The organism is Acinetobacter sp. TAC-1, assembly GCF_029025845.1.
GTDB lineage: Bacteria > Pseudomonadota > Gammaproteobacteria > Pseudomonadales > Moraxellaceae > Acinetobacter > Acinetobacter guillouiae.
The window spans coordinates 3529673-3548206 of the sequence record NZ_CP118892.1 but is presented as its reverse complement, the minus strand read 5'-3'; the positions used below and the strand labels follow the sequence as shown (position 1 = coordinate 3548206).

Sequence of the window (18534 nt, the reverse complement as noted above, 5' to 3'; positions counted from 1 at the left end):
AATGTACTATTGCATATTTTTCTTAAAAAATGATAATAAAGTCATACAAAGATAAACTTCCAGCATACATAATTTTCATTTTATGAATAAACACGCTATTGATCTTATACAATTGTGTTTAAAGCCTTGAGAATATAAATGATCGTTCAAGGTGTGTGTGACGTCGCTTTTATTGTTCGAGATCAGTATACTATGTGTCTGTAATACAATAGTTTATTAGATAAGTACATCAATTATAATATTGAGTTAATAGAGAGCTTTATATGGGCAAGTTTCTGCCAAACCTGATTTGCATCATGTGTCTTGTGGGTTTAAATATTCAAAGTCAAATTTTTGCCAAACAAAATGTTAAAGCTGATAAAAGTCAAGAAGCGATAAAAGCGGACTTAAAACAAGATTGGTCAATCAATAGTATCAATACCGCCAATTGGACAGAAAATATTGGCAGAGGGCAATTCCCCGTTTATGCCCGTGCACAAGTGATGCTCAATAATTTACATGCTTCGCCAGGGCCAATCGACGGTAAAAGTGGCAAGAACTTTTTAAAAGCACTTGCTGCGTATCAACAGATTAAAAGTTTACCGATTAGTGGTGAACTGGATAAACAGACTTGGGACAGTTTGTTAAAAAATCAAAAATCCGCAGCGTTTGGAACTTATCAAATTACTGCAGCGGATATTAAAGGGCCTTATGCCAAATCAATTCCGCGAAATTATGCCCAACAAGCAAAAATGCCGGGTTTGTATTACACCCGTGTGACTGAAATGTTAGGTGAAAAGTTTCATATTGATGAAGACTTTCTTAAACAACTCAATCCAAAAGCTAACTTTAAAAAAGTAGGCGAAACCATCAATGTACCGATTGTACGCAATGATTTGCCTGAAGGTGTGGCCTTAATTATTGCGCATAAGCCTGCGCGACAACTTTATTTATACAATAGTGCAAATCAAATGATTGCATCTTTTCCTGCCACAATTGGGGGTTCTGGTACACCATCCCCGAAAGGGACGCATAAGGTCATTAAAGTTGCCGCAAACCCTGTCTATGGTTATAACCCGAAAAACTTTGTTCAAGGGAGCAACCGTCAAAAGCTGGCATTACCGCCTGGTCCAAATGGTCCTGTTGGCAATATGTGGATTGCTTTAAGTAAACCGACATTTGGTATTCATGGTACGCCGAATCCTTCATTAATTTCAAAGACCGCTTCTCATGGTTGTATTCGTTTGACCAATTGGGATGCCAATGATTTAGGTCGTAAGGTTCAACCGGGGACTGTGGTTAAGTTCTTAGATTAATCCCGTTGTATATTCAGAAAGGCTGAGTAGTTTAAAAGAGCGCTCAGCCTTTTTTATTGTATTGATAAGATTTTGCTACTGTAAATATTAAACTTATACACAACATACTGAATTTATTGGGTATGATCAATTTAACTTCACCATGTCAAAAAATTGAAATCTTTATGGGTACAGAAAAAAAATTATCTACTCAAGAAGTCATTAAACTTGAACGAGATTTGGCTAAATTTGCCAATATGATGGATTCAGTGGTGCGTATTCCATTTACCAAACAAGGAGTTGGGGCAGATGCCGCACTCAGTACCATACCGATTGCTGGTGATGTCGCGGGTTTTGTGTTGACCTGTTATGCGGTTTATAAAGCCAAACAGATTGGCGTGCCTCAAGCAAAGCTCAACGGGGTATTAAAACTGGCTGTGATTGACGGCGTTGTGGGATGTATACCGATTGCTGGAACCTTATTTGATATTTTTATCCGGCCCAGTCGTAAAGCCCTAGACGTTGTACATGACCATATTCAAGAAGAATATCAGATTTACAGCGATGATCATGTGGTTCACCCATTTTTACATGAGAAGCTAGAACAAAAGCAACAGCATTCAGCATTTTGGCGTAATCCTGTCATTGCTTGGATTTGGATTCATATTCCCGATATTTTAGGCTTGATTGTTTTGATCCTGATTGGACTTGCGATGTGGTTTGGCGTAAATATGTTATGGGATTGGTATCAAAGCTATCGTGCATAGATTCCAACATTGAATTGATTTGAAAATGTAGATATTAAAATTCAGAGGTGATCATGCAAGATTATATTTCGGCAAACCTTCCTGCTATTGATTTTGATCATACTCGTAAATTTTATGCATTCTTAGGTTTTCAGTGTGATTATCAGTCCGCAGAATGGATGATCTTAAGTAAGGACAGTTTGCTGGTTGAGTTTTTCCATCACCCCAATTTAAATCCAAAAGAATCATGGTTTAGTGCCTGCTTAAGAACACATGTCTTGCAAGATCTGTTTCATTTTTGGCAAGGCTTAGATTGGGCACAATTCCCAGAAGCACGAATAACAGAAATCCAGTATCTCGAAGAAATTGATATGTTTTGTGTGATTGATCCGAATGGAAGTTTAATCCGTTGTATCCAATTAGATTAATTCCTCAAATTGGTATTGGTATTGGTATTGGTATTGGTATTGAAAGAAAGATAGTAAATAAATAAGAAAGATAGCAATTGCAGGTTAAATATCGAACAAGCAAAAATTAAGAATATGATGTACCCATAAACAAAGCCTCCATATTGGAGGCTTTGTTTTTCTATTAGATCACTGCGATTGAGCGAGCGTGTATAGATTAAGGCAAATTAAGTTGACGTAAAGCGGCAACACGTTGCTCGATGCTTGGGTGAGTTTGGAATAAAGCAGCCAAACTAAAACCTTGCTCTTTACCTTCTGCGATCGCAAAAGCTTTCATTTCTTTTGGCATTTGATCTGGCATTTCAGATTCAGCCTGTAGACGCAATAAAGCGGAAATCATGGCTTCTTTACCTGCAAGTTGAGCACCAGCTTCATCTGCACGGTATTCACGATAGCGAGAGAACCACATTACGATTGCCGAAGCCAATATACCGAAGACGATATCAAGCACGATGGTAATTGCAAAATAAGCCAATCCAGGCGCTTCACCATCTTGACGACCAAAGACATTACGGTCAATAAAATCACCAACCACACGGGCAAAGAACATTACAAAGGCGTTCACTACACCTTGAATAAGGGATAATGTGACCATGTCACCATTGGCAACGTGACCAATCTCATGCGCAAGTACGGCACGCAATTCATCTTTGTTCATGCGTTCGAGCAAACCTGTTGAAACCGATACCAGCGCATCGTTTTTGTTCCAACCTGTAGCAAATGCATTGGATTGATAAGATGGGAAAATACCAACATCTGGCATTTGAATACCAGCACGTTGTGAAAGTTGAGCAACCTCTTGTAATAACCAAACTTCGGCTTGGTTACGAGGAGCATTCGGGTCGATTAATTCAGTACCTGTGGTTTTTAGCGCCATCCATTTGGACATAAATAGGGAGATTAAAGAACCTACCATACCAAACACTAAACAGATGACCATCAGGTTGCCTAATTTAAGACCGCCAGCGCCGTAGTAACTACCAACACCTAATAATGATAGGATAATGCCAGCTACAACCAGTACCGCGAGGTTGGTTAGCAAAAACAAACCAATCCGCATCATGGAGAGAATCCTCTTATAAATAATAAATAATATGACGTATTAAATAAATCATGAAATTCAATATGAGGTTTAGATGATTAAAATTCAAGAATAATGGGAAAAATCTAGCGGGCAAAAAATAACAACTTCAAATGAAATGGATAGTGGATAAGCAATTTATTTAAAAAAATAGGCAAGTTAAAAAAAGATTCTCTGTATTAGAGAAAACATTATTTTTTTCAGCAATTTGTTGAAAATATGTAATTGCACAAATTAAGTGCATTATTTTCTATTTTAGCAACATAATTTTGGGGATATTAAGCGCTTAAGTGATTAGTTGCCAATGGTGATTTGTGCTGTCGCACTGGCATGTGCTGTTGAATAAGAACCCGCAGGAGCATCTGTGTAAGTCCCATCAGAAGCAATAATAATTGGACGAGAGCTATATTTTACGGGTTGAATATTTGAACTGTTGCTGATTTGTGGTGTCGGCTCGACTTGATTGGAGAAATCATTTTGATTTGATTGGGCAATGATTTGTCCAGTACTGGTTGAAGTGCTAATATTATTTGCAGATAAATTTAAACCACCAGCATATAGGTTGTTTAAACGACTGGTGACACGTTTGACATAGTCTTGGGTTTCACGAAAGGGAGGAATACCGCCGTATTTATCGACATTCCCTTCACCCGCATTATAAGCCGCTAAAGCTAAACTGGTATTGCCATTAAAGCGTTTCATTAACCAACTGAGATATTTGGCACCACCAAAAATATTTTGCTGTGGATCATAAGAATTAGACACATTGAAGCGACGAGCCGTTGCAGGCATCAGTTGCATTAAGCCTTGTGCACCGACAGGAGAACGGGCATTGGTATTAAAGCCAGACTCGGTATGCATTACTGCTTTGATTAAGCCTTCAGACACACCATGGGTCTGCGCAGCTTGGCGGATAATACTGTCAAAAGAGTTTTTACTTTTACTATAACTTGGCAGTACTGCGGATTCTGAGCTGCCCCAGTTGCTATAACTGTGAATATTACTGTCTTTATAATAAGTCACTTTGACTTTTTGCAGTGAACGATCCGAATTTTTGCGATTGGTTAGTAAGGTTGTCCCATTTTGGTCTTTGTAGAAATAAATTTGACCTGCAAACGTTTGCGATGTAAATGAAGCAAAGCTCATACACCCTAAAATAGACACTAGCGAACCCGTAATTAATTTTTTCATTTTGTAGTAATTAAAATATTTCCCCAATTTTTGGGAGTTTAACAAAGTTATTGAACAAGAAAAACTATGAATTGAGTTTTAACAATACAATCGCGAAAAAGCAAGTGCTATTTGTTGGCATATTAATCAAAAAAAATTTTATATTTTTTTTAAAATATATTTATTGACTATGCTAAACAATTGAAAAATATATATAAAATTTAATGGTTAAAAAATGATCAATCTAAAGAGAATGCCCATCATTGCGTGAGAAAACTTTGTCAAGCCCCAAACAATCCACAATTTTATCCACAGGTTTTGTGGAAAACTGTGGAAAAGTCCAAAAGATAAGCACTTCGGCTAAAAAATGAACTGAGCCGTCTATTTTAAATGTGGAAATACGACAGGAAGATGACCAGATAAAAATTGATGCAAAATAAAAAAATCTTTAGATGCGGTTAACGTTCAAATCAGATAAAATTGCCCAGTATTTTTTTATGGGTTTATCTCGTCTATGTACTCGCCAGTTGAGTCCGAACAAGGATTTAATTTTAAACCAGAGCTTCCAACAAGTTCAGCTTATTATCGTCTTTTGAAAAAACTTCGTCGTCAAGTCGGCCATGCAATTCGTGACTTTAAAATGATTGAGGAAGGCGATAAGGTAATGGTCTGTGTTTCTGGTGGGAAAGACAGTTACACCTTGCTTGATATTTTGTTGCAATTTAAACGTATTGCACCGATCAACTTTGATGTTGTCGCAGTGAACTTGGATCAAAAGCAACCTGGTTTTCCTGAAGATGTGTTACCGAAATATTTGGAAGAAAATAATATTCCTTATTATATTTTGGAAAAAGACACCTATAGCATCACCAAACGTTTGACACCTGAAGGGAAAACTTACTGTGCAGTGTGTTCACGTTTACGCCGTGGTTCACTCTACGGTTTTGCGCAAGAGATTGGTGCGACCAAAGTGGCATTGGGTCATCATCGTGATGATATCATTGCAACGTTCTTCTTGAATCTATTCCATGGTGGTAGCTTAAAAGCGATGCCGCCAAAATTATTGTCTTCGGATAAAAAGAACATTTTGATTCGTCCTTTGGCTTATGTCGAAGAAAAAGACATCATCAAATATGCTGAAATTCGTAAATTCCCGATTATTCCATGTAACTTATGTGGTTCTCAGGAAAACTTACAACGTGCCATGTTAAACGATATGCTACGTGGTTGGGATAAACAATATCCAAAACGTTTGCACAGTATTTTTGGTGCATTACAGAATGTTTCACCATCACAATTGGCTGACCGTGATTTATTTGATTTTGAAAAATTGGATGAAGAACGCGAATTCGATATGAAATGTGATACGGAAGAAATGAAAAAGCGTTTAGATGTTGTAAATCTTAGTTTTGCAGCAGATTGATCTTTTTTGCCAATTAAATGAACGAATCGGGCATTCATATTGAGATGAGTGCCTGATTTAAAAAAATAAAACGATAAAACCGATAAAACATGAACAGTCCGTACAAAAAACTTTAGCCCAAATTGAAATTATCATGCTATAACATTGGGCAAGCAAAACTGCTTCAACCTGATGTTGTCTGGATAGATAACACAATAAATTGAATAAATAATTTGAGGAATGAACATGCCTGCATTTTTAACTGATGATTGGTTTGCAAATGTTGAAAAATTAACTGCTGAAGCAGGTGATTTAAACTTACCACCAGCACTTTCAGGTTTAGCAATTAATTTGGTTGTTGCAGATGCAGATGGCAACACAGAGCTTGCTTTAGACGGCGGAAAAATCGTCAAAGGTAGTTCTGCAAATGCGAAAACAACATTGAACATGGATGCTGAAACACTTCGTAAAGTATTCTTAGAATTTGATATGGCTGCTGCAATGCAAGCATTTATGACAGGCAAAATCAAAGTTCAAGGTGATATGTCTCAATTGATGGCTTTACAAACTGCCAAACCAAGCCAAGAGCAAAAAGATTTATTTAAGAAAGTATTAGAGCAAACTGCTTAATCTTTTTACAATAAAAAAGCTTACCCGAGAGTAAGCTTTTTTATTGCCTGATTTTTACAAATCCAATCGATTTAAAATACAGATTAAATTTCTAGTAATCGAGGTGTGGTCTTAATGTGTTCTAAATAAGCTCGAATACGTGTGACATACTGTACTGCTTGTTTATAACGACCATTACTTGCTTGATTACGTGTCAAATAATTATAAAGATTCATCCAGTCATTGGGATCTTTACCTTGTGCTTTGATGCGCTTTTGAATACCTTCAACTGCACCAGGACCCATATTGTATGCAACCAAAGCATACCAATGACGATCTGGATTACGAATATAAGAATAACGACTCAACATCATATCAAAATATTTTGCACCGCCTTGGATACTCTGAGCGGGATCACTACGATTACTGACACCCATTTCTTTGGCGGTGGTATTGGTCAACATCATCAAACCACGGACACCTGTGGGAGAAACAGAGTCTGGTTTTAAATATGATTCTTGATAACCAATTGCAGCAAGTAGGTGCCAATCTAGGCCATATTGCTGCGCAGAGCGCTTAAAGCTGGCTTTATAAATCGGTAGACGAGAACTTAAGTCACGTTGGATCACGTTCCAGTCGTCTTTCTTAACGACATTACGATTATAAAATGAGGCAAGTTGCTGGGTTGAGCCATTTTGTTTGCTTTGGCAAATGAAACCACTTGCTGTTGCTGTTAATGGATCTTCAGCTTGTTTAAATACCCAATTTAATTCTGGGTTTAAACCATTACTTTTTAAACTGTTGAAATCACCACAGCTTGCTGAAAATGAGGTTAAGCGTTCTGCTTCGATACTTTGCATATTTGCGGTGGTAATCGCAAAATTCGCCTTACCTTGAGCAACCATTTTCAATGCTGTTGCATTGTCAGAAACAGTTTTAAGCTCAAGTTTAACGTTTAAACTTTCAGCATAGTTATGGGCTAAGTCATAGCCGAAGCCATGCTTATAGTCTCCATCCTTAAACACGATGCTTGGATTGGAAACCGCAACTACAGTCAATTTACTCGAATTAACTACAGCATTGTATTGATTGTTCTTACTCGCATTAATACTAAAAGGAATTAATGCAGTGGATAAAACTAAAGTTTTGATTGGCAGCGCACGAAAAAATGAGTTAAGGCTAAGCCTCGACCCAGAGGTTGAACTACTGTGCATGTTGTCTCCGCTACAAGTAATTTATTGCCCTAAAAAGTAATAAGCACAAAAACGCTTAAAAACTTCTTATAGTTGGTAAATTCAATAAGGGTGGGCAGTCATGAACGTCATTCAAAAAATGACATGTGGGATAGAAAGATTTTGCAGAAAAACTACAAAATTAAAAAAATAAACTCATAAAACATGTGCGCATAATATAGGCGGTTTTTAGATCTGTCAAACTTTGTATGAAAAATGATCAATTTAAAATATTTAAGATAATGATTTTTAACAGAATATTTTTTTAAAAAATGCAGAAATTTTAAAACTGAAATACGCTGCCAAAAACTGTAAGCAAATGTTCCAAATGTAAGTTAAGAATTACCACTTTTAAAAGATTTTCTGATTGAATTTTCTGTCTGAATTTAAATAGGAAAAAAACGATTTTATTACTTTTTAAAACTTAAAATGCGCTATTTTTGAGCTGACATCTTTACGCTATTGGCTGTAGACTGTAGCAACATTTTTTAAAAAATAAGTATCAAGTGCATATGTATTTTAAATGGTTTTAAATCATGAAATCTAATTTAATTACCCGTTCAGGGCATGATCTGTTGGTCGCCGAGTTACAACATCTCTGGCGCGAAGAACGACCTGAAATTACCAAGAAAGTGACATGGGCTGCCAGTCTGGGTGACCGTTCTGAAAATGCTGACTACCAGTATAATAAACAGCTGCTTCGAAAAATCGATCGTCGTGTACGTTATTTGGGGAAGCGTTTAGAAGAATTACGAATTATCGATTTTTCTCCGGAACAAGCAGGTAAAGTGTATTTTGGTGCTTGGGTTGAAATAGAAAATGACGAAGGTGAACAAAAAACCATACGTCTGGTCGGAGTAGATGAAATTTATGACCATCATCCGCAACATGTCTCAATTGATTCACCGATGGCAAGAGCTTTACTGTCTAAACAAGTTGATGATGAGGCAGAAGTGGATACACCATCAGGGAAAAAACGTTGGTATATCAATTCAATTCGTTATGAATAGCTTGAATATTCATCAAATTAGCGAGATTTGACTTTATTTTGTACATTTGATTGAAGAAATACTGAAAAAGATTTGCCAAGTTGCAATTTTATTTATATGATAGCCGCCATTGGAAGCGTGGCAGAGCGGTTTAATGCACCGGTCTTGAAAACCGACGAGGGTGTGAGTCCTCCGTGAGTTCGAATCTCACCGCTTCCGCCAAATATTTAAAAAGACCCTTAAATTGTTAAGGGTCTTTTTTTTGCTTTGATTTTATTTCACGTCTCCTATATAAATTTTGGATTGAATAGAGCGGAATTAGAATGGATTAGATAGATTTAGACTCCAGTTTAATTCTCTGTTTTATAATTAACTTTTTGAATCTAATTCCTGAACTTTTATCACTGAAATTGCTTCTTCTATTTTTATTTTAATATCTCCATATAGCTTGTCTCATTTGGGCTTAATCAAATGGCTTAATATCAGATGGTAAGGCTGCTTTAGTAATGCAAGTTTTGAGATGAGTTAAATTAAAGCAATATTCGATACCTTAATTATTTAGCTATAATTCTTTTCACACTTTTTCTTTTAAAAATAAACGCTTCACACAATAATCTAGACTTAGGTAGCGCCCACCGCCCAACACAATTAATGCTAACAGCATGACTAAGTAGGTTACGGCAAACTCAATACCATTATTTAAGATGACAAATGATCCACTTGAGGTTAACCAATCATAATTTCCACACGTTTCTAAGATTTGACGCGCCTTTTCTAACTTTTCAGTTGAAGCGAGGACTTGAGCACTAGCAAATGGAGCATTGGAATCAGCAATTGCTTGCCATCCATTTGGTAAATGTACTGTAACGATGGCAACAAGCATGGTGATAATGAGTGGAATGCTAATTAAGCGGGTCAAGAAACCAAGGGCTAATAGAATTGCTCCTATAATTTCAACTGAAGTAGCAAGGGTTGCTAACAGCATCGGGAATGGTAAACCTAAGCCCCAATCTGTATTACCAAACCATTCCACTGTTTGTTGAAAATGCACAAGTTTGTTTGTACCTGCCATCCAGAATATAGGGACTAAATAAAGTCTCAGTGTAAGTGCTGCGATACCATCACCATGTTTTATGAGACTACAAAATATTTGGTATTTTTTTGATAAAGCATAAATAAAATTGTTCACGATAATTTCACACCGACTGCGATTGAATAGTAATTAGTCGGGTGATAACTGTGTTTCTTACACAATTTTTAATTTGGACTGTAATAAATGGCAGTTTAAGTCGTCTAACTATATGTACCTGAGTACAACACGGTAAATTATCTTAAAGGAATAGAACAATGAACAAACTCAACTCAATCACATCAGTTGCAGCACTGCTAGCTTTATCTGTAGCTGGTGTAACTCAAGTATCAGCAGCCCCAACAACGCATGCGACAGAAACCCATGCGAAGAAAGCCAGTGATGCAAAATGTGGTGAAGCCAAGTGTGGATCGAACAAAATGACGAAATCACAAAAAGCGGCTGAAGCAAAATGTGGTGCTGATAAAAAAGTAGCAGATGGTAAATGTGGTGCAACGAAGAAAGCAACAGATGCGAAATGTGGTGCTGATAAAAAAGTTGCTGATGGCAAGTGTGGTAGTAAATAGTCAATCAGTTAAAGAATGATGTCGCTATGAATCACATAGACGGCATCATTTCCAAAGTTGGAGTATCACCATGGTTAATTTGGCTGGTGTAGGGCTTGGGCTAAGAAGGGATTTTATTGATGAGTTTCTAAGTGCTAAAAAAGTGCCAGACTTTATTGAAATCGCGCCTGAAAATTGGATAGGTTTTGGTGGTCGGCATGCAAAGTTATTAGCTCGGTGTGTAGAAAAAGCACCTTTAATCTGTCATGGGCTGTCTTTATCCGTTGGTGGGCCACATCCACTCAATTTAGAATTTATTCAAAAAATTAAAGGGTTTTTAGAAGATTATCATATCCCGATTTATTCCGAGCATTTAAGTTATACCCATGATCGTGGCTACTTATACGACTTGATGCCAATTCCAATGACTGAGGCGGCAGTTAAATATGTAGCCGAACGTATTTTACGTGTCCAAGATATTTTAGGTAAAAGGCTGGTGATCGAAAATGTCTCAACCTATTTGATGCCAAATGCTGAAATGAGTGAGGCCGATTTTGTATCTGAAGTGCTTCAGCAGGCGGACTGCGAGTTATTACTCGATGTGAATAACGTCTATGTAAACAGTATAAACCATAGCAGTGATGGGTATGCCTTTATTCGAGCAATGCCAAAAGAACGGATTCGTTATATACATATTGCTGGGCATGAACAAGTTGAACAAAATCTATTGATTGATACGCATGGTACTGAAGTATGCGATTCCGTCTGGCAATTATTACATTATACTTATCAAGTGTGTGGTGTAAAACCAACATTACTTGAGCGTGATTTTAATATTCCGTCATGGCAAGAGTTACAAGATGAAATGACGAGAATTAAAACAATTCAGCAGCAGGAGGGCAGTGATGAAAACAGCACAAATATCTTTCCAAGCTACGCAGCAGCAATTTTGTAATTGGATTCGCTTTCCTCAATCTGAGTTATCAAAAGCTCTTCCTGCGGAACGAATGCAGATTTATCGAGATTTACTTTTTAATAATGTTTGTTCTTTTATTGACTTGGTCTTTCCTATTACTCGTGCAATATTGCCTGCGATACAGTGGCAAAAGTTATTAACAGAGTTTTTTCAAAAAGCGCAATGTGAATCACCGTTTTATAATGATATTTCGCTACAATTTAGAGAGTATCTGACAGATTGTCAGCATCCCAGCTTACATGAATACCCCTGGTTAGCTGAGCTATTACAGTTTGAATGGCTTGAACTCTATCTAGATACATTTCAAATTGAAAAAAAACTCCTTACTCGGCAGAGTGAATGGCAGTTAAATACTCAAGTCTGGGTGCTCGTTTATCAATATCCAGTCTACCAATGGTCATCAAGCACGATCATTGCTGAAGTTGAGCCTATGCCTAGTGTTATATTGGTTTGGCGAAATGATCAAGATAATATCTGCGTAGAAAGCTTATCTGTTTTATTCGCTGCGGTGATTGAACAACTCAATCAACAAGAGTTAGTTGAACAAGATATTAGAAGTTTAATAAAAGCGACGTTTCCTGATTTTTCTAGCGTTCAGATTCAAACCCAGATCGATGAGTTAAAAGTACTATTAATTCGATTGAAATTGTTAGATCTACCCCATACAAATGATGAGGAAAATGGATGAGCGTAGAGCCTGAAAATGCGAATCAAGAAATATTACAACAACTACAAAATCCAGCCTTTGTAATAGAGTTACGACAACAAATGCTGAAGTTCGCAATTCTACAACTGTCATCATTACAGCAGGCTGAAGATGCTGTTCAAGAAGCATTAATGAGCGCATTTCAACATATTGATTCTTTTACTGGCCGAGCAGCTTTTAAAACGTGGGTTTTTGCGATTTTAAAAAACAAGATTTTTGATTTAATTCGGCAAAAATCTCGTTTAATGACGATGAGTGAATTGTTTAATGATGAGGACAGTGAACAAAGTATAGATGCATTATTTGATGCTTCTGGGCATTGGAATAAATATGAAGTACCTCAAGTATGGCCCAGTCCAGAAGAAATATTGGAGCAACAAGATTTTTGGATTATTTTTGATGCCTGTTTGAATCATTTACCAGCCAAATATGCACAAGTTTTCATGCTTAGAGAAATGATTGAACTAAGTTCAGATGAAATTTGTGAAAAGCTAGGACTGACTGTGACTAATTTAAATGTGCTCATGTATAGAAGTCGAACAAGATTGCGTGAATGTTTAGAAAATAAATGGTTATTGAAGGATGATTGCTCATGTTAACCTGTCGTCAAGCCACCCAGTTATTATCTGAAAGATTAGATCGAACACTTCAATTTCGAGAGCAGGGCAATTTACAAATTCATTTATTGCTTTGCCGTTCATGCCGCCGCTATGGAAAACAAGTTAAAACACTAAGTCAGCTCTCTAAAGCATTTAAAAATATTGATGATGGTAAGTAGGTAGCGAGACTCTTTTAATATAAAGTTGCTTGCGCTCAAGGTGCTGTGAATAAGGTAAACAAGCCGTTATTTCGAGCTTTCATAAATTTGATTTATTTTTTTATGATCAGCATCAGTTTAAAAATTTGTTTTATTCTTTGAATCTACAGCTAAGTTAATAATTTTATCATATCAAGTTGATTGTTTTTTGTTCATGATGTTTTGTTCGCAGCCTTATAGGGTATCTTATTAAAGTGAATATAAAAGGTCTAAAAACTGATGTTGCTAGCTCCATTCACTTGTCAGTACCATTAAAAAAAATTATTTACTTCACATAAATTTCATTTCGAATTGATTAAACTCTTTCATACAAAATCTGATGATTAGAAAATTAGGATCAGTCTATGTTGAATCGTGTTATGCAATGGATAGACAGTTGGTCCAAACCGGTTCAGGCACAGACCATTTCACCTGATAATAAAAAAATTCAATGGATGCGTATTATTCCTTTTATCCTTCTGCATCTTGCATGTCTGGCGGTTTTTTACGTAGGGATATCCTGGTTTGCCCTTGCTTTTATGTTGATGTTTTATCTGATTCGGATGTTTTCAATTACTGCATTTTTCCATCGATATTTATCCCACAAGACTTTTAAAACTTCTCGAGTCGTTCAATTTATTTTTGTATTGATTGGAACAATGAGTGCCCAGCGTGGGCCTTTGTGGTGGGCAGCGCATCACCGTTATCATCATCGATTTACGGATACAGCACAGGATCCACACTCGTCTACACATGGCTTTTGGTACAGTCATGTAGGGTGGTTTTTAAATGATTATAATTTTGCCACGCGTAAAGAAGTGATTAAAGATTGGCTCAAATATCCTGAACTAGTTTGGTTGGATCGTTTTAGTTTGATCATTGTGCTTCTGACTGCATTAGCAATTTATGCTTTAGGTGAATGGCTCGCGGTCGTGTATCCATCACTTGCAACAAATGGTTTACAGCTGTTGGTTTGGGGATTCGTCGTTTCAACCGTTTTATTAATTCACGCGACGTTATGTATTAACTCTCTGGCACATTTATATGGAAGTCGAGATTTTGAAACAGAAGATCAAAGTCGGAACAACTTATTTTTATCCATTATTACTTTGGGCGAGGGATGGCATAACAACCACCATTTTTATGCGGGGAGCGCACGCCAAGGTTTTTATTGGTGGCAAATTGATATTACCTACTATGTTTTAAAAATTATGTCTTGGGTCGGTTTGGTCTGGGAATTAAAGCCAATTCCTGCACGAGTGTATGAGGTCAGTAAAATTGCTCAATCAGCAAGTAAAGTAAACATATTTATTAAAACAAAGACCAAGAAAAGTTAAACTGGGGAATCTTCATGAAAATTGCGATTATTGGTTCAGGTGTTTCCGGATTGTATGCCGCATGGAAACTTTCAAAACATCATCAGGTAACTGTATTTGAGAAAAATAATTATTTTGGAGGACATACTGATACTCACGACTTGATGATTGATGAGCAAAAACTTGCTATCGATAGCGGTTTTATCGTATTCAATAATTACAATTATCCATTGTTTAGCCAAATGATCACCGAGTTAGGGGTAAAAGTACAAAACAGTGATATGAGTTTTTCAGTCAACAATCTGGTCACTGGGTTACAATATAATCCGTCGAAAAAAATTTCTTTGCTGAGTAGACCACAAAACTTTTTAAATTCTAATTTTAGAGCCATGCTCTCTGATCTTTTTAAATTTTATGCCGCAAATAAAGACGTCATTGTGGATGAGCATGATACGACATTGAGTATTGAAGACTATTTAAATCAAAACGCTTATTCCGGTGCTTTTCGCCGAGAGCATTTATATCCAATGTGCGGGGCATTATGGTCATGTCCAATTGATCAAGTGGGACAAATTCCTTATAAATTCGTTGTGAGCTTTTTTCAACATCATCGCATGTTACAGCTTAGAGATCGTCCACAATGGCAAACCGTCAAAGGTGGTTCTGCACGTTATGTTCAAGCCATCCAGCAGCAGTCAGCAAATATTGAGTTTAAAAAACTGGCGGTAATCGGTGTGTCTCGCTTAGCTGATCAAGTGATTGTGCAAACAGAATGTGATACACAGCAATTTGACTGGGTGGTTTTGGCTAGTCATGCCGATGATAGCCTAAAGTTATTAAATGATCCTACCGCACAAGAGCAAGAGGTGTTGTCTAATTTTACTTATCAAGATAACAAAATGGTGCTACATCGTGATTTGACTATTATGCCAAAGTGTAAATCTCAATGGGCGAGTTGGCATGTGCATGTTACTGCAGATCAAGCTAACTTTGATAGGCGAAGTTCGAAGTCCACGGTTCATTACGCGTTTACTTATTGGATGAACAAACTACAAAACTTATCCTGTCAAACACAAATATTTGCCACGTTAAATCCTAACTTTCAAATTGATCCAAAGCAAATTTTAGTCGAACGTGATTATCGCCATCCTGTATTTAATGCCCAAGCTATAGAAGCGCAACAACGCTGGTCAGATATTAATGGCCAAAATCGAACATCATTTTGCGGTGCTTATTGGGGCTGGGGTTTCCATGAGGATGGGGTACGCAGTGCTGCTCAAGTAGTAGAGCAATTAGAAAAACATATGGCTGATGTGATTTAGGAGTAGGCAATGTTGATGACTAAACTCGCTGTAGCCCCTGTAGTGATACGGCATCGACGCTATTTGCCTAAGTCACATAAATTTGAAGCTCAGTTGAATTATTTATGGTTTGATCCAGATCAAATCCTATCGATTACCCAGCAATCTTATTTATGGTCATCTAGCCGATGGAATCTGCTTAAACTTGATCCAAATGATTTTTTAATCGAAGAACACGGTTCAATTCGGCAAAAAATTCAAAAAATAATATTAAAACAAGCCAATAGTTTAGTGGCTTTAGATACGCAGATTCGAGTTTTAGCGTTACCACGGACTTTAGGTTTTCGTTTTAACTCAGTGGTATTTTATTTTATTTTTGATGCCAATGAAAAGCCGCTGTTTATTCTGAGTGAAATAACCAATACGCCTTGGGATGAACGTAAAGTATATGTGCATGATTGCCGTAACAACGTAGTACAACATTCGCAGTTTAGCAGTTATCAATTCAAGTTTAAAAAATCATTTCATGTCTCGCCTTTTATGCCAATGGACATGAATTACCTGTGGAATTTTAATTTTTCTACTCAGCAAAATGTCATTCATATGCAGCTTTTTCAACAGGATGTACTGCAATTTGACGCGACTATGCGATTTATATTAGTGCCCATCACAGTTTCTTCACAGCAGCATCGATATGCTATTTATAGTGTCTTTGAACCTTTCAAAATGATGGCAGGAATTTATCTGAATGCTTTTCGCTTATGGAAGAAAAAAGTACCATTTTATCGACATCCTAAAAAAGACAAAGGAAAAACAATGCCATGAAAGCACTTATTTCCACTGAACAAGACTCACTGCCTTTGGTTTTACAAAGTTTATTAAAGCTACGTCATGGTCAAATTATATTTCAAGGGGGGTGGAATGGTTTTGTCGGCGACAATATGGAGTTAATTGCGGTTGTTCAGGTCCATGATAAAAAACTGGTGGAATTGATTTTTAAGCATGGCGTATTAGGTGCCGCCGAAGGCTATATTCGAGGTTATTGGAGTACTGATCATTTGGTTGAGATGGTTCAAATTTTGGCACGTAATCGTGATCTTTTGGATACGCTAAATCAAAATATTATTGCTCAGGCGAGTCAATTTTTTTTAAAAGCTTGGTATAAAAAACGCAGGAACTCAATTGACGGCAGCCGTAAAAATATTGCAGATCATTATGACCTGAGCAATGATTTCTTTAAATTATTTCTAGATCCATCAATGATGTATTCCAGTGCTGTGTTTAAAGATGCTGAAATGACTTTGGAACAGGCTTCTGAGTATAAAAAAGAATTGATTTGTCAAAAATTACAACTAAAGCCGATGGATCATTTGGTCGAAATTGGGAGTGGTTGGGGCGGTTTTGCCCTTTATGCTGCACAAAACTATGGTTGTAAAGTGACTACGATTACTATTTCACAAGCGCAATATGATGAAGCAGTAGCCCGGATTCAAGCAGCAGGTTTAGCACATCGGGTAGAGGTGCAATTAAAAGATTATCGCTTACTGGAAGGTAAATTCGACAAACTTGTTTCCATTGAAATGATTGAAGCTGTAGGTGAGCAATATTTATCAACCTATTTTAAACAATGTCGCAATTTGTTGAAGCCGCAAGGGCTAGGACTGATTCAAGCGATTACCATTGAAGATGCGCGTTATAAAAAAGCCTTAAAAACTGTGGATTATATTAAACGTTATATTTTCCCTGGCAGCTTTATTCCGTGCATCAGTGTATTAACTCAAACTGCATCTGAACAAAAATTGCGTTTAAAACATTTAGAAGATATTGGGCAAAGTTATGCACAAACGCTACATCTTTGGCGGAAAAACTTTTTAGCTGCCCGTGAACAGGTTCTAGCGCTTGGATTTGATGAAAAATTTATTCGGATGTGGGATTTTTATTTGTGCTATTGCGAGGGTGGTTTTAAAGAAGGAGTGATTAGTGATGTGCATATGTTGTTTGAAGCCAACGTTTATTAACTTTTAAGCATCCAAATGCCAAGGAGTGAGCAAAATGTTACTCAAGTTGTTGTTACTTGATGTCGTGATTATGCTGATATGCTGGCTCATCGTTACCTATAACAGTCGTGCTGGTTTAGTCGATGTTGCATGGAGTTTCTGTATTACGCTGAATGTCATCATTGCAGCATTTTTGCTGAATACAGCACCCTTAGGTGTACGTATCTTTATTGGGCTTGCTAGTAGCATTTGGTTCTTACGTCTGACTTGGCATTTATTACGCCGTTACTTGCATGAAATAGAAGAAGACCGTCGTTATGCCAATATGCGTCGTGCAATGGGACAATTTAAACATTTAGGCTTTTTGTGCTTTTTTATGTTTCAAGCAGGACTGGCGCTTTTGTTTTCCTACCCGATGCTGTCCTTACTGAGTTTCCCCGCAATACAGTGGAATGAATGGACGAATTGGGCGCTGATCGTTGCGATAATAATTATGCTACTGGCTTTCATTGGTGAAAGCACTGCTGATCAACAGCTGTATCATTTTAAACAGAACCCAGATCATCGCGGTCAAACCATGGATCAAGGTTTATGGAAGTATTCACGGCATCCGAATTATTTTTTTGAATGGTTACATTGGTTTGCTTACCCCATTTTAGGTTTGGCCGCAGGGCTTTATCTGTTATGGATTTATCCATTACTGATGTGGGCATTTTTATATTACATCACAGGTATTCCGTTTAGCGAACAACAAGCATTACGTCATCGTGGTCAAAATTACCGAGATTATCAACAACGAACGTCAATGTTTATTCCGTGGCAACCTAAAGAGTAGAT

General features: G+C 37.0%; 20 protein-coding genes and 1 tRNA gene. 17 read left to right on the top strand and 4 right to left on the bottom strand.

Annotated features, from left to right (window positions below):
- Window positions 1–263: 263 nt before the first annotated feature.
- The 3 genes from PYV58_RS16465 to PYV58_RS16455 all read left to right on the top strand — a co-directional run bounded on the left by PYV58_RS16465 (window position 264) and on the right by PYV58_RS16455 (window position 2448).
- A complete protein-coding gene (locus PYV58_RS16465) occupies window positions 264–1295 on the top strand; it encodes a L,D-transpeptidase (RefSeq protein WP_034618059.1) in 1032 nt (343 codons plus the stop codon).
- A gap of 164 nt (window positions 1296–1459) precedes the next feature.
- Window positions 1460–2041: a DUF4112 domain-containing protein gene (locus PYV58_RS16460; protein WP_034618064.1), complete on the top strand. Its 582-nt coding sequence runs from the start codon at window positions 1460–1462 to the stop codon at window positions 2039–2041.
- A 53-nt stretch (window positions 2042–2094) separates the two neighbouring features.
- Window positions 2095–2448 (top strand): bleomycin resistance protein, encoded by a 354-nt coding sequence (locus PYV58_RS16455; protein WP_004819718.1) that lies wholly within the window; start codon window positions 2095–2097, stop codon window positions 2446–2448.
- A gap of 196 nt (window positions 2449–2644) precedes the next feature.
- Here the strand turns inward: PYV58_RS16455 and htpX are convergent, their stop codons facing one another.
- Window positions 2645–3550 carry a protease HtpX gene (gene htpX, locus PYV58_RS16450; protein WP_004819720.1) on the bottom strand — a complete coding sequence of 302 codons (906 nt, stop codon included), beginning with the start codon at window positions 3548–3550 and terminating at the stop codon, window positions 2645–2647.
- Between the two features lie 312 nt (window positions 3551–3862).
- Complete coding sequence (locus tag PYV58_RS16445) at window positions 3863–4759, bottom strand: lytic transglycosylase domain-containing protein (RefSeq protein WP_034618062.1); 897 nt, start codon at window positions 4757–4759, stop codon at window positions 3863–3865.
- A 493-nt stretch (window positions 4760–5252) separates the two neighbouring features.
- On the opposite strand from PYV58_RS16445, the gene ttcA reads away from it, so the two are divergent.
- Together ttcA and PYV58_RS16435 are read left to right on the top strand one after the other, a co-directional pair.
- Window positions 5253–6161 carry a tRNA 2-thiocytidine(32) synthetase TtcA gene (gene ttcA, locus PYV58_RS16440; protein ID WP_004722379.1) on the top strand — a complete coding sequence of 303 codons (909 nt, stop codon included), beginning with the start codon at window positions 5253–5255 and terminating at the stop codon, window positions 6159–6161.
- Window positions 6162–6386: 225 nt separating this feature from the next.
- Window positions 6387–6770 carry an SCP2 sterol-binding domain-containing protein gene (locus PYV58_RS16435; RefSeq protein WP_004722377.1) on the top strand — a complete coding sequence of 128 codons (384 nt, stop codon included), beginning with the start codon at window positions 6387–6389 and terminating at the stop codon, window positions 6768–6770.
- Between the two features lie 83 nt (window positions 6771–6853).
- Here the strand turns inward: PYV58_RS16435 and PYV58_RS16430 are convergent, their stop codons facing one another.
- Window positions 6854–7963, bottom strand: coding sequence for a transglycosylase SLT domain-containing protein (locus PYV58_RS16430; protein WP_004722376.1), 1110 nt, complete (start codon window positions 7961–7963; stop codon window positions 6854–6856).
- A gap of 554 nt (window positions 7964–8517) precedes the next feature.
- On the opposite strand from PYV58_RS16430, the gene greB reads away from it, so the two are divergent.
- Window positions 8518–8991, top strand: coding sequence for a transcription elongation factor GreB (greB, locus tag PYV58_RS16425; protein ID WP_004722375.1), 474 nt, complete (start codon window positions 8518–8520; stop codon window positions 8989–8991).
- A 111-nt stretch (window positions 8992–9102) separates the two neighbouring features.
- Window positions 9103–9192: transfer RNA gene (locus tag PYV58_RS16420), tRNA-Ser, on the top strand.
- Between the two features lie 352 nt (window positions 9193–9544).
- Here PYV58_RS16420 and PYV58_RS16415 read toward each other — a convergent pair.
- Window positions 9545–10159 (bottom strand): DoxX family protein, encoded by a 615-nt coding sequence (locus tag PYV58_RS16415; protein WP_034617837.1) that lies wholly within the window; start codon window positions 10157–10159, stop codon window positions 9545–9547.
- A 158-nt stretch (window positions 10160–10317) separates the two neighbouring features.
- Between PYV58_RS16415 and PYV58_RS16410 the strand changes: the two genes are divergently transcribed.
- The 10 genes from PYV58_RS16410 to PYV58_RS16365 all read left to right on the top strand — a co-directional run bounded on the left by PYV58_RS16410 (window position 10318) and on the right by PYV58_RS16365 (window position 18532).
- On the top strand, window positions 10318–10626 hold the full coding sequence (locus tag PYV58_RS16410; RefSeq protein ID WP_004819727.1) for a hypothetical protein: 309 nt from the start codon (window positions 10318–10320) through the stop codon (window positions 10624–10626).
- A 70-nt stretch (window positions 10627–10696) separates the two neighbouring features.
- Window positions 10697–11560 carry a DUF692 domain-containing protein gene (locus tag PYV58_RS16405; RefSeq protein ID WP_004819728.1) on the top strand — a complete coding sequence of 288 codons (864 nt, stop codon included), beginning with the start codon at window positions 10697–10699 and terminating at the stop codon, window positions 11558–11560.
- Complete coding sequence (locus PYV58_RS16400) at window positions 11511–12269, top strand: putative DNA-binding domain-containing protein (protein WP_004819731.1); 759 nt, start codon at window positions 11511–11513, stop codon at window positions 12267–12269. Before PYV58_RS16405 ends, PYV58_RS16400 begins: the two co-directional genes overlap by 50 nt.
- Window positions 12266–12886, top strand: coding sequence for an RNA polymerase factor sigma-70 (locus tag PYV58_RS16395; RefSeq protein WP_004819732.1), 621 nt, complete (start codon window positions 12266–12268; stop codon window positions 12884–12886). The genes PYV58_RS16400 and PYV58_RS16395 overlap by 4 nt, the downstream gene beginning before the upstream one ends.
- Window positions 12880–13065, top strand: a complete 186-nt coding sequence (locus PYV58_RS16390) for a zf-HC2 domain-containing protein (protein ID WP_004819735.1) — start codon at window positions 12880–12882, stop codon at window positions 13063–13065. Before PYV58_RS16395 ends, PYV58_RS16390 begins: the two co-directional genes overlap by 7 nt.
- Before the next feature lie 398 nt (window positions 13066–13463).
- Window positions 13464–14420 carry an acyl-CoA desaturase gene (locus PYV58_RS16385; RefSeq protein WP_227504286.1) on the top strand — a complete coding sequence of 319 codons (957 nt, stop codon included), beginning with the start codon at window positions 13464–13466 and terminating at the stop codon, window positions 14418–14420.
- Between the two features lie 14 nt (window positions 14421–14434).
- Window positions 14435–15721, top strand: coding sequence for an FAD-dependent oxidoreductase (locus PYV58_RS16380; RefSeq protein WP_034617839.1), 1287 nt, complete (start codon window positions 14435–14437; stop codon window positions 15719–15721).
- Window positions 15722–15730: 9 nt separating this feature from the next.
- Window positions 15731–16525, top strand: a complete 795-nt coding sequence (locus PYV58_RS16375) for a DUF1365 domain-containing protein (RefSeq protein WP_004819743.1) — start codon at window positions 15731–15733, stop codon at window positions 16523–16525.
- Complete coding sequence (locus tag PYV58_RS16370; protein ID WP_034617840.1) at window positions 16522–17718, top strand: cyclopropane-fatty-acyl-phospholipid synthase family protein; 1197 nt, start codon at window positions 16522–16524, stop codon at window positions 17716–17718. Before PYV58_RS16375 ends, PYV58_RS16370 begins: the two co-directional genes overlap by 4 nt.
- Window positions 17719–17752: 34 nt before the next feature.
- Window positions 17753–18532: a DUF1295 domain-containing protein gene (locus tag PYV58_RS16365; protein WP_244015354.1), complete on the top strand. Its 780-nt coding sequence runs from the start codon at window positions 17753–17755 to the stop codon at window positions 18530–18532.
- Window positions 18533–18534: the final 2 nt, after the last annotated feature.

Bases quoted from the DNA above. Each gene is read 5' to 3' on its own strand.
- PYV58_RS16460 (WP_034618064.1), top strand. From the start codon at position 1,460: ATGGGTACAGAAAAAAAATTATCTACTCAAGAAGTCATTAAACTTGAA.
- PYV58_RS16430 (WP_004722376.1), bottom strand. From the start codon at position 7,963: ATGCACAGTAGTTCAACCTCTGGGTCGAGGCTTAGCCTTAACTCATTT.
- PYV58_RS16370 (WP_034617840.1), top strand. From the start codon at position 16,522: ATGAAAGCACTTATTTCCACTGAACAAGACTCACTGCCTTTGGTTTTA.
- PYV58_RS16375 (WP_004819743.1), top strand. From the start codon at position 15,731: ATGTTGATGACTAAACTCGCTGTAGCCCCTGTAGTGATACGGCATCGA.
- PYV58_RS16455 (WP_004819718.1), top strand. From the start codon at position 2,095: ATGCAAGATTATATTTCGGCAAACCTTCCTGCTATTGATTTTGATCAT.
- PYV58_RS16400 (WP_004819731.1), top strand. From the start codon at position 11,511: ATGAAAACAGCACAAATATCTTTCCAAGCTACGCAGCAGCAATTTTGT.
- PYV58_RS16410 (WP_004819727.1), top strand. From the start codon at position 10,318: ATGAACAAACTCAACTCAATCACATCAGTTGCAGCACTGCTAGCTTTA.
- PYV58_RS16385 (WP_227504286.1), top strand. From the start codon at position 13,464: ATGCAATGGATAGACAGTTGGTCCAAACCGGTTCAGGCACAGACCATT.
- PYV58_RS16465 (WP_034618059.1), top strand. From the start codon at position 264: ATGGGCAAGTTTCTGCCAAACCTGATTTGCATCATGTGTCTTGTGGGT.
- PYV58_RS16435 (WP_004722377.1), top strand. From the start codon at position 6,387: ATGCCTGCATTTTTAACTGATGATTGGTTTGCAAATGTTGAAAAATTA.
- PYV58_RS16445 (WP_034618062.1), bottom strand. From the start codon at position 4,759: ATGAAAAAATTAATTACGGGTTCGCTAGTGTCTATTTTAGGGTGTATG.
- greB (WP_004722375.1), top strand. From the start codon at position 8,518: ATGAAATCTAATTTAATTACCCGTTCAGGGCATGATCTGTTGGTCGCC.
- PYV58_RS16390 (WP_004819735.1), top strand. From the start codon at position 12,880: ATGTTAACCTGTCGTCAAGCCACCCAGTTATTATCTGAAAGATTAGAT.
- ttcA (WP_004722379.1), top strand. From the start codon at position 5,253: ATGTACTCGCCAGTTGAGTCCGAACAAGGATTTAATTTTAAACCAGAG.
- PYV58_RS16405 (WP_004819728.1), top strand. From the start codon at position 10,697: ATGGTTAATTTGGCTGGTGTAGGGCTTGGGCTAAGAAGGGATTTTATT.
- htpX (WP_004819720.1), bottom strand. From the start codon at position 3,550: ATGATGCGGATTGGTTTGTTTTTGCTAACCAACCTCGCGGTACTGGTT.
- PYV58_RS16395 (WP_004819732.1), top strand. From the start codon at position 12,266: ATGAGCGTAGAGCCTGAAAATGCGAATCAAGAAATATTACAACAACTA.
- PYV58_RS16365 (WP_244015354.1), top strand. From the start codon at position 17,753: ATGTTACTCAAGTTGTTGTTACTTGATGTCGTGATTATGCTGATATGC.
- PYV58_RS16380 (WP_034617839.1), top strand. From the start codon at position 14,435: ATGAAAATTGCGATTATTGGTTCAGGTGTTTCCGGATTGTATGCCGCA.